Raw genomic sequence first — 13,357 nt, 5'->3', positions numbered from 1 at the left:
CCCAATAAAATCAAGGGCTTGGCATTTCATTGCCACATTCACTACCAAAGCCGCCAAAAAAATGACACACATCGTCACCGAAGCCTGTATCAAGTGCAAATACACCGACTGCGTGGACGTGTGCCCCGTGGACTGCTTCCGCGAGGGCCCCAACTTCCTCACCATCGACCCTGATGAGTGCATCGACTGCGCCGTCTGCATCCCCGAATGCCCGGCCAACGCCATTTACGCCGAAGAAGATGCCCCCAAGGACCAGCAGCACATGATTGCGCTGAACGCCGAACTGGCCAAACTGCCATCCTGGAAGAGCATCACCAAGCGTAAAGCGCCCCTGCCCGACGCCGACGACTGGAAAGACAAGACCGGCAAGCTGCCGGAATTGCTGCGCTGAGCGCCGCCCGGCATGGCTGAACCCGTCATCCACGCCGACGCTGTTGTCATAGGGGCAGGCCCGGTGGGCCTGTTCCAAGTCTTCCAGCTGGGCCTGCTCGAAGTCCAGGCCCATGTCATCGATGCCCTGCCCCATGCGGGCGGCCAATGCGTCGAGCTTTACCCCCACAAACCCATTTACGACATCCCCGCAATTCCGGTCACTACCGGCCAGGGGCTGACCGAGAGCCTACAGCAGCAGATTGCGCCATTTGCGCCGCAGATGCACATGGGTCAGCAGGTCGCCAGCGTGCAGCGCCAGGATGATGGCCTGATTGCGCTGCAGACGACGACGGGCCGGCGTTTCCTAACCAAGACCCTGTTCATCGCCGCGGGCGTGGGCGCCTTTGTCGCACGCAGCCTGTCGCTGGAGGGCATTGCTGCCTTTGAAGGCAAGCAGCTGCACTACCGCGTCCCCGGCCTGGACATGCTGGCCAAGCGGCATATCGTGGTGCACGGTGGCGGCGATGCCGCGCTGGAGTGTGTGCTGCAGCTGCTGGCGCCGGAAAACCATAACCGCCCTGCCTCCGTCACGTTGGTGTACCGCCGCGATGTGTTTCTGGCAGAGCCCGAGACCATCGCCAAAGTGCAGGCCCTGCGTGTCAGTGGTGTGCTGCGCTTTGTGGCAGCCCAGATCACCGGATTTCAGGCGCAGGGCGACGTGCTAAAGGCACTGGAGATTTTTGACACCGAGGGCGACGGGCACGCCCTTCCTGTGGACCAATTGCTCGTGTTCCTGGGCGTCTCACCCAAACTGGGGCCACTGGCCGACTGGGGCCTGGCCATGGAGCGCAAGCAGCTTGAGGTCAACACCGAAGACTTTGGCACCAATGTGCCGGGCATCTTTGCCGTGGGTGACATCAACAACTACCCCGGCAAGAAGAAATTGATTTTGTGTGGCTTCCATGAAGCTACACTCGCCGCCTACGGCGCCATGCCCTTCATCTTCCCCGAGAAGAAAGTCATGCTGCAGTACACCACCACCAGCCCGCGCCTGCATGCGCTGCTGGGAGTGCAGACACCGAAAAAAAGTTAGGCCTTTTTTGAAGAAAGTAGCGTGTTTGGCAAATGCCCCAAAAAACCACGCTATAATTCGAGGCTCAATTCCTCAATAGCTCAGTCGGTAGAGCGCCGGACTGTTAATCCGTAGGTCCCTGGTTCGAGCCCAGGTTGAGGAGCCAAATAACCCGCAAGGGTGCAAAAAACCCTGCTACTTTTTCAGTAGCGGGGTTTTTTCTTTGTCGGCCACAATGCGTTGCAACGAAAGCCGCTGAATGAAAGACCATTACGCTGCCCTCGGGCTCAACAGCGCGGCCTCGCTGGCCGATATCAAGAAGGCATTTCGCCAGAAAGCTGCGCTGTTCCACCCGGACCGCAACCCGGCCCCAGATGCCGCCGTGCGTTTCCGGGAAGTACAGGAAGCCTATGACACGCTGTCCGATGACAGCAAGCGCCAAGCCTACGACGACAACCGTCGCCGTGGCCTGCTGGACAGCCCCATTGATACCGCCCGCGAGATCTGGAACAGCTACTTCGACCGCATTCTGTAAACACACCACTCCATGAGCATTTCCCCCTTCTTCCAGCACCTGCGCAGCGCCTACGAGGCCGAGATCGATGATCTGGCCTCCGACTCTGAGGGCACCCACGTCCTACCCAAGAAGCTGGCCGAGCGCCGCAAGGAGCTGGGTTTCCTGCTGAGCATGCTGGAACTCAGCCCCGAGATGGTGGCCGTGGTCTTCCACCAGGCTTTCCGTTTCAAGTCCACTGCGGCCATGAACCATTTGCTCTCGCATGAATCGGAAGACATGCCGGAGTGGGACAGCATCAGCGACACCATCGAGGTCATGCCCGCAGCACGCACGCTGGTGAGCCAGGTGCTGGAGCAACCCGCTGGCGCTTGGTTCATGTCCGTGGCAGCAGCGCTGGAATACATGTACGGCCGCCCGGACAGCCGTGCCGCCGCACACAGCGATGGCGATGAAGACGAGCGCGATGGCGACCGTGAAGATGGCGATGGCGAGGGTCTCGATGAAGACGAGCGCGAAGCCCGCCTGCGCGAGGAAGAAGGCGCCGCCTGGATGGTGGAACAAGGCTTTGACCACAAAGACTGATTGAGCTGAACACACGATGTCCCAACTTGCCCTGATTGAAAAAACCCAGGCCCTGATCGCCGCCGGCGACATCGTGGGCGCTGAATCCGTTCTCACTGAACTAGCCGACAACGAGGGCGATGGCGCCCTCATGGTCGTGCTGGAGCAACTGCCACCCAAAGACATTTTGGCCGTGATCCGCGAGTACGACGACTCCAAGGAGTCCATCGTCAACCTGCTCATCACACCCCAGCAGTTTGCCCACGCCGTGGTCATCGAGAAACAGTACAAGGACCTCACGCGCACCCATTTGCGCGGCATGATGAACTCGGTCATCTTCCGCGATGACGCGGCCGACGCCATTAAATTCCTCACCGCCATTGGCGACCTGGAGGGCGGCAGCGAAGCCCTGGCCGACTACTTCACCGAAAAGTGGAGTCGCGTCGAAGCCTTTGCGCGCAGCGGTGTTTTTGACACGGTGGAAGATGACGGCGAGATCTTGTCTGAACAGGCCCTGTACCAGTCTGCCTATGTACGCCCGCGCGTGGATCTGGACGAAGTGGCGGATCAGGACTGGATGCAGATGGCCTGGACCCTGCGCCACGAGCTGCCCGACCTCTTCATCGAAATGCTGCTGGTGCTGCGCGCCAAGGCGCGTGCGCATGATCTGGGTCTGGACGACGAGGAAGAAGCCGAAGAAGACGATGGCAAGGTTGAAACCGGCGACACCGACCGCGGCAAGGCCACCCCGGCCGCACGCGAAGACGACGACGAAGAGTCTGCCATCTGACCATGTCTTCTGCGCCACAAGCCGTTTCCCTCTACGACGCCCGCCCCTTCTTCGAGAAAGCGCTGGCCTTTGGCGTGCAGCACGGATTGATCGACGCGGCCAAACGCGACGCCATGTGCACCGAAGCCCCCAAGGGCATGGTGCAGATAGCGCGCTACTTTGGCACCGAGTTTCTTCGCCCGGAACTCGAACTGGCGCGCGACCGCATGGTCAACCTCGTGAGCCTGTATCTGGAACACAGCAGTGGCGGCGACCTGCAGCGCGCCGCCGAATCTCTGCGTGACCACAGCCTGCTCTCGCGCTCCAAGGGCGGCTCGGACATGCTCAAGGCCCTCATCGCCATGCCGCAGAGCACGCACTTCGGCATGAACGAGCGCGGCGGTTTCCGTGACGAGCACATTCCCCTGCTGGCCAAATGGACGCTGCGCAGCCTGCCCGACTACCAGGCCGAACTGGCTCTGCGCAGCCGGTCTGCTGCCGTGGTCGATGCTGCGCTGTGGATAGCCCAGGCACTGGGGCTGGACGAAGAGGCGCTGGAAGAGTCCGGCAAGGATGCGGAGGCAGTGATCCGCACCGGCCTGCTGGCACTGGCCCTCAAACGCACCGAAATGCCCGACTGGGTGCTGTTCGAAAAAATGGTGCTGGCCCTGCGCAAGAAATTCGCCGGCCAGCTCGACAAGTTCAAGATCGCACTGCCCAAGGACCTGCCCTCCGAGCACACCGAGGCTATGGAAGCCGTACGCCAGTCCTTGTTGCAGGACGCCCCCAAATGGCTGGACTCCACGGTATCCGTGCGCAAGCTGTTCGACCAGACGCCGGCCTTCATGGGACGCTACTTCTGGCAAGAGGACATGCTGGCCGAGGTGGAGCAGATTGAACGCGCCAACAGCAAGACCTGGGACAAGGCCACCGAAGGCAACGAGGACGAAAGCTCCCTGCTCACCATGCTGCTCTGCATGGCCGCTGGCAGCACGCCCAAGACGCTTCTGAGTGAAAAGGCGGCAGCCACCCTGGTGCGCAAAATCCGCAAGTCAGGCCTGCAGGCCGAACTGCCTGCCGCCTTCATTGAAGCGCATGCGCCGGTACAACACCGTGAGGACTACGCCAGCCTCTGGGCCAACTTCATTGAAGACGCCGCCCCCACGCTGCAAAGCGACCACGATTACACCTTCAACGATGCCGTAGCCCTGCTGCGGCGCGAATGCAATATCGGCCCATAAGGGCCGGGTGTAAGGCTTATTGGGAAGCCAGATCGAAAATCTTCGCCATCGGCACCCATTTCTCGCCCGAAGGCGTCCAGGGCGTAGGGGCCTGGTAGGTCCACATCAAGGTCTCCCAGCGCACGATGGCCGGGTTGTCCAGCGAAGCCTGGGCCATGCGCTCGGCGCTGTAGACCGCCGGGTCCACCTCCATCACCATGAAGAGGCGTGTGCCCAGGCGGTAGATTTCCATCTGCAACACACCCTGCCCGCGCAGGTGCTCACGCACCTCAGGCCAGATCTTTTCATGGGCTTTTTCGTACTCGGCAATGCGCTTGGCGTCGTCGACCAGATCCAGTGCAAGTGCGTAACGTGTGACGGCGCCGCTCATGACAGGGCCCGATCCAGGTGCGTGTAACCGCCATCCACAAACAGCCATTGGCCCGTGGTGTGGGATGACACATCCGACAGCAGAAACACGCACATGCTCGCCATTTCCTCGGAGGTGGTCATGCGGTGACCCAGCGGAATCTTGGCCGTGATGGATGCCAGCTTCTCGGCCGCGTTGTCAAAGCTGTTGATCCAGCGCTCATAGAGAGGCGTCATCACCTCGGCCGGAATCAGCGCATTCACGCGCACGCCGTCGTCCAGCAGCGCTGCTGCCCATTCACGCGTGAGCGAGAGCTGTGCGCCCTTGGAAGCGCAGTAGCCGCTGGTGTTGCCCTGCCCCGTCACCGCGGTCTTGGAAGACACGTTGACGATGGAGCCTTTGCTGACCTTGAGATGGGGCACGCAATAGTGCGCCATCACGTAGTAGTGGATAAGGTTGCGTTCCAACGAGCCGACGAAAGCATCGCGCCCGGCATCCAGGCCTATGTTGTCGTTGATGCCGGCGTTGTTCACCAGGCCATCAATGCGCCCAAAGCGGGCCACCGTTTGCTCCACGGCGGCGCGGCAGGCTGCTTCGTCTGACAGCTCGACCTGCACAAACAGGTGTTGCACGGCCTTGGCCTGCAACTGCTGGGCAAACTCTGCCGGCATGGGGCTCTTGCCCAGGATGACGGGAATGGCACCCTCTGCGGCCAGCGAGAGCGAGATGGCGGCGCCAATGCCGCTGGCCCCTCCGGTCACGATGACCACCTTGTCTTTGAGATGCAGATCCATGAAACCTCTTGCTTGAAAAAATCAATCGGCCAGGGCCTGCGCATTCAGGCCATAGCAGCGAATCGCGTTGCCGCTCCAGAAGGCGTCCTGTTCGCGCACGGTCAGGCGCGTGCTGGCCCACTTGTGCGCCAAACCGTGCACACCTTCGTAGGGTGCGGCCAGCTGGCACACCGGCCAGTCCGAACCATACATCAGGCGCTGCGGGCCAAAGGCTTCCAGTGCCTGGTCGAAACAGGCCAGGATGATCTTCGCATCCTCGGGCGTCACACCCTGCTGCTGGCTCCAGTCTGCCTCCGTCACCACACCGGAGAGCTTGCACACCACGTGCGGCATGGTGGCCAGCTCACGGATGCTGCTGCTCCAGCGCCGTGACACTTCGGCGTTTCGATTCCAGTCGCGCACAGCCGGTTTGCCCACGTGATCCAGCACCAGCCAGTGCCGGTCATGGCGGGCGCAGAACTCCGCCACGCTGGGCAGTTGGTGGTCAAACACCAGCACCTCATAGACCAGGCCGCGCTGCTGCAGTGCGCGCAATCCGACGTTGTGCCCCAAGTGGGCCACCCAGGCAGCCACGTCCGGTTCGTCCTGCAGGATGTGGCGCAGCCCCTTGAAAGCCGCATGCTCACACCACTGCGCCAGACGCTCCTCCAGATCAGGGGCGGCCAGATCGGCCCACCCCACCACACCAATCACTTCCGGGTTGTGGTCCGCCACGCGTAGCAGAAAATCGGTCTCTGCTGCCAGCGTGCGGGCCTGTACCGCCACCACCGCATCCACGCCAGCCGCCCGCATGGCGGCATCGCAGTCCACTGGCATGCAGTCACGCTGCAAGGCCGGCATGGCGGCACTGATCCAGGGGAACTCCTCGGCGCGGTAACGCCAGTAGTGCTGGTGGGTATCTATCTTCATGCGGCCAGGGCCTCGGGTTTGAAGGTGTAGTGCGCAATCGACTCCGGCTTCATTTCGATCGAGAAGCCAGCCGCCTTGGGTGGCATATAGGCCGCGTTCTCGATCACGCAAGGCTCCTTGAAGTGCTCGTGCAGATGGTCCACAAACTCGATCACACGGCCTTCACGGGTTCCGGCAATGCAGAGGTAATCGATCATGGACAGGTGCTGCACATACTCGCACAGGCCCACACCGCCGGCATGCGGGCACACCGGCAAGTTGTACTTGGCGGCCATCAGCATCACGGCCAGGATTTCGTTCACACCGCCCAGGCGGCAGGAATCGATCTGCACCACGTCAATGGCGCCGCGCATGATCAGCTGCTTGAAGATGATGCGGTTCTGGCACATCTCGCCCGTGGCCACTTTCACCGGGTGCACGCCTTCGCGGATCACGCGGTGGCCTTCGATGTCGTCCGGGCTGGTAGGTTCTTCGATGAACCAGGGCTTGGCAAATGCCAGCTCACGCACCCACTCCACGGCCTGGTTCACTTCCCACACCTGGTTGGCGTCGATCATCAGTTGGCGGTCTGGTCCGAGTACCTCACGCGCAATGCGCAAGCGGCGGATGTCATCGGCCTTGTCACGCCCCACCTTGAGCTTGATGTGGTTGAAGCCCGCATCGGTGGCTTCCTTGCAGAGGCGGCGCAGCTTCTCGTCGTCGTAGCCCAGCCAGCCGGCCGACGTGGTGTAGCAGGGGTAACCCTCGCGCTCCAACGTGGCCCAGCGCTCGTCCTTGCCCACAGCGCGCTCGCGCAGCAGGGCCAAGGCTTCATCCGGTGTGATGCAGTCGGTGATGTAGCGGAAGTCGATCAGCTTGACGATTTCCTCAGGACTCATGCGCGAGACCAGCGCCCAGACCGGCACGCCTTCAATCTTCGCCCACAAGTCCCACACAGCGTTAACCACGGCACCCGTGGCCAAGTGGATGGCGCCCTTGTCCGGGCCGATCCAGCGCAGTTGGCTGTCGGAGGTGATGTAGCGCCAGAAGCGCCCCATGTCTGCCGCCACCCAGTCCATGTCCAGACCCACCACCAGGTGGCGCATGGCTTCAATGGCGGCACAGCAGATCTCGTTTCCGCGGCCGATGGTGAAGGTCAGGCCATGGCCTTCGAGACCGGCTTGGTCAGATTCCAGGATCACATAGGCCGCGGAATAGTCCGGGTCCGGGTTCATGGCGTCCGAACCATCCAAGTGTTGGGACGTGGGGAAGCGCACGTCAACGACGCGCATATTGGTGATCTTGCTCATATCAGCGTGCTTTTTCAGGCCTGGGTGGTCTTCTGTGTTTGGGTGCCCAGGCCGTCAATGCCCAAGCGGATGGTTTGCCCTGCACGCAGGTACACCGGCGGCTTCTGCCCCATGCCCACGCCGGGTGGGGTGCCGGTGGAAATCACGTCGCCAGGCTGCAAGCTCATGAAGCGGCTCAGGTACGCAATGAGAAACTTCACGCCGTACACCATGGTGGAGGTGCGGCCGTTCTGGTAGCGCTTGCCATCCACTTCCAGCCACATGCCCAGGGCCTGCGGATCGGGCACCTCATCGGCAGTCACCAGCCAGGGGCCTGTCGGGCCAAAAGTGTCGCAGCCCTTGCCCTTGTCCCAGGTACCGCTGCGGTCAAGCTGGTATTCGCGCTCGGACACATCGTTCACCACGCAATAACCGGCCACGTGGGACAACGCATCGGCTTCCTCGATATAGCGGCCGCCCTTGCCGATGACCACGCCCAGCTCCACTTCCCAGTCAGTCTTGACCGAGCCGCGGGGGATTTCCACGTTGTCATCAGGACCTACGATGGCGCTGGTCCATTTGTTGAAGACCACAGGCTCGGGTGGCACCTGCATGCCACTCTCGGCCGCGTGATCAGAGTAATTCAGTCCGATGCAGATGAACTTGCCCACGGAGCCCACGCAGGGACCTAGGCGCAAGTCCTGCTGCGGGGTGCCGGCCACCAGCGGCAGGCTGTCAAGGTTCACGCCACGCAGACGCGCCAGGCTATCGGGCAGCAGCACGGCGCCCGCCACATCGGGAATCACGCCAGAGAGGTCACGCACGCGACCTTGGGCGTCCAGTACACCGGGCTTTTCCTGACCTGGCAATCCGTAGCGTAGAAGTTTCACAGTCTTTCCTTTTCAATCAATACACAAAGGGCAGCAAACACGCCCGCATCTCTCCAATCCAGGGCACCCGCGGAACTGGCTTTGCCAGGCCGCAGGGTGCACCCCCCTCCCGCCGCAGGCGAGAGAGGGGGGAGCGGCAAAGCCGCTCAGGGGGTGACTTCAGTCGTACAAAACCGCCGCAATCTTGGCGTCCTTCATGTTGGTCTTGTCGTAGTAGTAGAAGCCGGTGTCGATGATCTTGGGCAGCTTCTCGCCCTTGAGTGCCTTCACGGCTGCTTCCACCGTCTTGTAGCCAATGCCCACAGGGTTTTGCGTGATCGCGCCGGCGATGGTGCCGTCGTTGATCATGTCCTTCTGCGCCTTGCCGGAGTCAAAACCGATGATGACCACGCCCGTCTTCTTGGCTTCCTTCAGGCCTTTGCCGGCGCCGATGGCAGAGCCTTCGTTGGTACCGAAGATGCCCTTGAGCTTGGGGTGGGCCTGCATCAGGGTCTTGGCAATTTCAGCCGATTTGAGGTGGTCGCCACCGCCGTACTGGATGTCCACCACGCGGATCTTGGGGTACTTGGCCTTGATCTGCTCCACAAAGCCGTCGCGGCGGCCGGTTCCGGTGGTGCTGGTCTGGTCGTGGCCGATCACGGCCACATCGCCTTCGCCACCAATCTTCTCGGCCATCTTGTCGGCGGCCAGGGCTGCGGCGGCCTTGCTGTCAGTCTGTGCGGTGGTCAGCACGATGTCGCTGTCCACACCGGAGTCAAACGCGATCACGGGGATCTTGGCAGCCTGGGCCTTCTTCAGCAGCGGAATGGCAGCCTTGCTGTCCAGCGCGGCAAAGCCAATGGCGGCCGGCTTCTTGGCCAGTGCGGCCGACAGCATGTCGATCTGCTTGTCCACCTGTTGTTCGGTCTCGGGACCTTCAAAGGTGACCTTCACCTTGTAGTCCTTGGCGGCCTGGTCAGCGCCCTGCTTCACGGCTTGCCAAAACTGGTGCTGGAAACCCTTGGAGATCAGGGGAATGTAGATCTCTTGCGCGGATGCGAAGCTGGAAAAACCAGCCAGTGCCAAGCCGGCGGTCAGGGCCAGCAGTTTTCTTTTTGCGTTCATGGTTGTCTCCTGTTGAAAAAAGTTATGTCACACGGAATCACGGAAAGGAAAAACAAGGGGCAAAGTGAAGGACATGGAGCGTGGCGCGGTCTCCTTATTTCTTGCTGCGGCGCAGGTTGTCGGTGTAGACGGCCAGAATGATGATGAGGCCGGTCAGCACCATCTGCCATTCCTGGGCGACGGACATGATGCGCAGGCCGTTGATCAGCACGCTCATGATGAAAGCGCCAATGATGGTGCCCAGAATCGTGCCCACACCACCGCTGAGCGAGGTGCCGCCAATCACCACGGCAGCAATGGCGTCGAGCTCATAGCCCTGGCCCAGCGCCGGTTGCGCAGAGTTCAGGCGCGAGGCAATCAGCAGACCCGAGATACCACAGATGCCGCCGGCAAAGGCGTAGATGATGACCTTCCAGCGATCCACATTTACACCCGAGAGGCGCACGGCTTCTTCGTTGCTGCCCAAGGCAAAGGTGTAGCGGCCCAGTGCCGTCTTGTTGAGGATGACGGCGCACAGCACAGCCACCAGAAAAAGAATAAGTACGCCGTTGGGAATCGGCAGCGCAGGAATCAGGTCGCCAATGAGCGAACCCAGTGCGATCTGGTCAAAGCCTTCCACATCGCTGAAATAGATGGGGCGTGTACCGGTGATGATGAGCGAGGCGCCCTTGAGCAACATCATCATGCCCAGCGTGGCGATAAAGGGCGGCACCTTGAGCTTGGTGATGGCCAGGCCCGAGAGCGTGCCGCACAAGGCTCCCACGCCAATGGCCAACAGAATGCCCAGCGGCATGGGCACGCCCAGGTTCACCATGAACACGCCCGCCATCACGGCGCAGAACGTCATGAGCACGCCCACCGACAGGTCAATGCCCGAGGTGATGATGATGAAGGTGCTGGCAATGGCCAGCACGCCAATGACGGTGGTTGACTGCAGGATGCCGATGATGTTGTCCTGCGTCATGAAGGCATCGGGCTTGAGCACGGTGAACACGACGATCAACGCAATCAGGCTGGCGAAGGCCAGCAGCTTTTGCTTGGCCTGGCCGCCCGAGAAGCGCGCCAGCCAGGAGGGAGAGGAACCGGAGGTGGGTTGTGTCATTGCAATTGCCTTGTTTTCTTCTGCTTCTCAGTGCACGGCGGCATCGGTTTCGCGCTGCGTGGCCAGCGCCATCAGCTTCTCCTGCGTGGCTTCGCTGCCATGCACCTCGCCGGTAATGCGGCCCTCGCACATCACCAGCACACGGTGGCTCAGCAGCAGTACCTCGGGCAGCTCGCTGGAGATCACGATGATGGCGCGGCCCTGCGCGGCCAGATCGTTGAGCAGCTTGTAAATCTCGCTCTTGGCGCCCACGTCGATACCGCGCGTGGGCTCGTCAAAAATCAGTACCTCGCAGTCCTGCACCAGCCACTTGGCGATCACCACCTTCTGCTGGTTGCCACCCGAGAGCAGCTTGGCCGTCTGCGTGAGCGAAGGCGTCTTGATGCGCAGCTTCTCCACCATCTGCTGGCCAATGGCGGTGATGGCCGGGCGGTTCAGAAAGATGCCCCACTTCAGCCAGCGCTTGAGGCTGGGCAGCGTGATGTTGGACTCCACATCCATGCCCGTGGCCAGACCGAAGTGCTTGCGGTCTTCCGACAGGTAGCCAATACCCGCCTGTACCGCGTCCTCGGGTGACTTCAGGCGAATCTGCCGCCCCGCCACGCGCACCTCGCCCGACTCGATCGGGTCTGCGCCAAACACGGCGCGCGCCACCTCGGTACGGCCCGCGCCCATAAGGCCGGCAAAGCCTAGAATCTCGCCGCGCCGCACGGTGAAGCTCACATCGCGGATCGCGCGTCCACGGTTCAGGCCGCGTACATCCAACAGCACCTCGTTGGCCGAGGTATCGGGAATCGTCTTCTCCGTCTGCTCCAGCTTGCGCCCCACCATCATGGCAATCACTTCCGCCATGGGCGTCGCCGCCGGCACAGTGGCAATGTAGGCACCATCACGCATCACGGTGATGCGGTCGGCAATGCGCTGAATCTCGTCCATCTTGTGCGAGATATAGACAATGCCCACGCCCTCGCTCTTGAGCTGGCGAATGATGCGGAACAGCTCGTCGATCTCGGCGTTGTTCAGTGCGGCCGTGGGCTCGTCCATGATGAGCACACGCGACTTGTGCGACAGCGCCTTGGCAATCTCCACCATCTGCTGGCGCGCCACGGTGAGCTCGCCAATCGGCGTGGTCGGCGCCATGGCCAGGTTCAAACGCTCGAACAGCTGTTGTGCATCGGCGTTGAGCTTGTCTTCATTCAGCAACAGACCGGCCGCCTTGCGCGGCTCGCGGCCCAGGAAGATGTTTTGTGCCGCCGTGAGGTGGCTCATCAGGTGCAGCTCCTGGTGGATGATGCCGATGGCCAGCGACTGGGCGTGGGCCGGACTCTCGATCTCCACGGGCTTGCCGTCCAGCAACACCTGGCCGCTGTCCTTGCGGTAGACGCCGGCCAGGATTTTCATCAGCGTGGACTTGCCCGCGCCGTTCTCACCCATCAGGGCATGGACCTCGCCGGGCAGGAGGTCAAAGCGCACGCCGTCCAGCGCCTTCACGCCGGGGAACGACTTGCTCAGCTCGTTGACAGAAACCAGAGGGGTCACAAAGAGTCCTTGGAAGTGGTCAAGGCTCAGATGGTGACACCACCGTCGACCAGCAACGCCTGCCCGGTCACAAACTGCGACTCATCGCTGGCCAGAAACACCACCAACGGCGTGATGTCATCCACCGTGGCCAGGCGGCCCATGGGCTGGCGCGCAATGAAATCCTTCTCGGCCTGCACCGGGTCGGCCGCGCTGGCAATGCGCCCGCGCAGCGAGGGGGTGTCCACCGTGCCGGGGCACAGCGCATTGGCGCGCAGGCCGGCCTTCACATAGTCCGCGGCCAGCGATTTGGTCAGGCCGATGACCGCGGCCTTGGTTGCACCATAGGCGCAGCGGTTGGCAAAGCCCTTGATGCTGGAGGCCATGGAGGCCATGTTGATGATGGAGACGCTGCCGCCCGTGGTCTCTGCCTTGGCCAGCATGGCCGGCAGGAAGGCGCGCGTCATGCGGAACATGCTTTTCACGTTCAGGTCAAAGCTCAGGTCCCAGTCGGCCTCGGTGCACTCCAGCATGCTGCCGTTGGCCACCATGCCGGCGCAGTTGAACAGTGCGTCCAACGCCGGGGTGCGGGCGGCCAGGGCGGCCACAGCGGCGTCGCTGCGCACATCCAGCAGCTCGGTTTGGATGGCGCCGTGTTCGGCAGCCAGGCTGTCCAGGAATGCCTGGTTGATATCGGTTGCGATCACGCGCGCACCCTCGGCCGCACAGGCCAGGGCACTGGCACGGCCAATGCCTTGCGCCGCTGCCGTGATGAGTACCGTTTTACCTGCCAGCCGACCTTGACCCATGCTTGAGACTCCGATTTAATATTTAAATATGAACAAACAATTCATGTATGAAGCAGAATCATAGGCAGCTTGGCCGCTGCGA

At 61.8% G+C, this 13,357-nt stretch carries 15 protein-coding genes and 1 tRNA gene; 7 read left to right on the top strand and 9 right to left on the bottom strand.

The window, feature by feature from the left end; all coding sequences use genetic code 11:
* The first annotated feature begins 61 nt into the window (after positions 1-61).
* The 7 genes from fdxA to AC1RNN_RS04930 all read left to right on the top strand — a co-directional run bounded on the left by fdxA (position 62) and on the right by AC1RNN_RS04930 (position 4,532).
* Complete coding sequence (gene fdxA, locus AC1RNN_RS04960; protein WP_493088123.1) at positions 62-391, top strand: ferredoxin FdxA; 330 nt, start codon at positions 62-64, stop codon at positions 389-391.
* Positions 392-403: 12 nt separating this feature from the next.
* The gene (locus tag AC1RNN_RS04955; protein ID WP_493088125.1) at positions 404-1,465 is read left to right on the top strand and encodes an NAD(P)/FAD-dependent oxidoreductase; all 1,062 of its coding nucleotides are present in this window, start codon (positions 404-406) and stop codon (positions 1,463-1,465) included.
* Positions 1,466-1,534: 69 nt separating this feature from the next.
* Positions 1,535-1,610, top strand: a tRNA-Asn gene (locus AC1RNN_RS04950).
* 93 nt (positions 1,611-1,703) lie between these two features.
* Positions 1,704-1,979: a DnaJ domain-containing protein gene (locus AC1RNN_RS04945; RefSeq protein WP_493088127.1), complete on the top strand. Its 276-nt coding sequence runs from the start codon at positions 1,704-1,706 to the stop codon at positions 1,977-1,979.
* 12 nt (positions 1,980-1,991) lie between these two features.
* Positions 1,992-2,543: a hypothetical protein gene (locus AC1RNN_RS04940; protein WP_493088129.1), complete on the top strand. Its 552-nt coding sequence runs from the start codon at positions 1,992-1,994 to the stop codon at positions 2,541-2,543.
* A 16-nt stretch (positions 2,544-2,559) separates the two neighbouring features.
* Positions 2,560-3,312 (top strand): hypothetical protein, encoded by a 753-nt coding sequence (locus AC1RNN_RS04935; protein ID WP_493088131.1) that lies wholly within the window; start codon positions 2,560-2,562, stop codon positions 3,310-3,312.
* A gap of 2 nt (positions 3,313-3,314) precedes the next feature.
* Complete coding sequence (locus AC1RNN_RS04930; RefSeq protein WP_493088133.1) at positions 3,315-4,532, top strand: hypothetical protein; 1,218 nt, start codon at positions 3,315-3,317, stop codon at positions 4,530-4,532.
* A 16-nt stretch (positions 4,533-4,548) separates the two neighbouring features.
* Here AC1RNN_RS04930 and AC1RNN_RS04925 read toward each other — a convergent pair whose 3' ends face one another.
* The 9 genes from AC1RNN_RS04925 to AC1RNN_RS04885 form a co-directional block, all read right to left on the bottom strand.
* Positions 4,549-4,902, bottom strand: coding sequence for an L-rhamnose mutarotase (locus AC1RNN_RS04925; protein WP_493088135.1), 354 nt, complete (start codon positions 4,900-4,902; stop codon positions 4,549-4,551).
* Positions 4,899-5,675 (bottom strand): SDR family oxidoreductase, encoded by a 777-nt coding sequence (locus tag AC1RNN_RS04920; protein WP_493088137.1) that lies wholly within the window; start codon positions 5,673-5,675, stop codon positions 4,899-4,901. The genes AC1RNN_RS04925 and AC1RNN_RS04920 overlap by 4 nt, the downstream gene beginning before the upstream one ends.
* Positions 5,676-5,696: 21 nt before the next feature.
* Positions 5,697-6,584: an L-fucono-1,5-lactonase gene (locus AC1RNN_RS04915; RefSeq protein WP_493088139.1), complete on the bottom strand. Its 888-nt coding sequence runs from the start codon at positions 6,582-6,584 to the stop codon at positions 5,697-5,699.
* Positions 6,581-7,873, bottom strand: coding sequence for an L-fuconate dehydratase (locus AC1RNN_RS04910; protein ID WP_493088141.1), 1,293 nt, complete (start codon positions 7,871-7,873; stop codon positions 6,581-6,583). Before AC1RNN_RS04910 ends, AC1RNN_RS04915 begins: the two co-directional genes overlap by 4 nt.
* A gap of 14 nt (positions 7,874-7,887) precedes the next feature.
* Positions 7,888-8,742 (bottom strand): fumarylacetoacetate hydrolase family protein, encoded by an 855-nt coding sequence (locus AC1RNN_RS04905; protein ID WP_493088143.1) that lies wholly within the window; start codon positions 8,740-8,742, stop codon positions 7,888-7,890.
* A gap of 159 nt (positions 8,743-8,901) precedes the next feature.
* Complete coding sequence (locus AC1RNN_RS04900; RefSeq protein WP_493088145.1) at positions 8,902-9,846, bottom strand: ABC transporter substrate-binding protein; 945 nt, start codon at positions 9,844-9,846, stop codon at positions 8,902-8,904.
* A 94-nt stretch (positions 9,847-9,940) separates the two neighbouring features.
* On the bottom strand, positions 9,941-10,948 hold the full coding sequence (locus AC1RNN_RS04895) for an ABC transporter permease (protein WP_493088147.1): 1,008 nt from the start codon (positions 10,946-10,948) through the stop codon (positions 9,941-9,943).
* A gap of 27 nt (positions 10,949-10,975) precedes the next feature.
* Positions 10,976-12,487 carry a sugar ABC transporter ATP-binding protein gene (locus tag AC1RNN_RS04890; RefSeq protein ID WP_493088149.1) on the bottom strand — a complete coding sequence of 504 codons (1,512 nt, stop codon included), beginning with the start codon at positions 12,485-12,487 and terminating at the stop codon, positions 10,976-10,978.
* 26 nt (positions 12,488-12,513) lie between these two features.
* Complete coding sequence (locus tag AC1RNN_RS04885) at positions 12,514-13,275, bottom strand: SDR family oxidoreductase (RefSeq protein ID WP_493088151.1); 762 nt, start codon at positions 13,273-13,275, stop codon at positions 12,514-12,516.
* Positions 13,276-13,357: the final 82 nt, after the last annotated feature.

It is taken from the genome of Rhodoferax sp. GW822-FHT02D07, assembly GCF_058802405.1.
The sequence above is the reverse complement of the archived record's forward strand: the minus strand, read 5'-3'. Positions and strand labels throughout refer to the sequence as shown.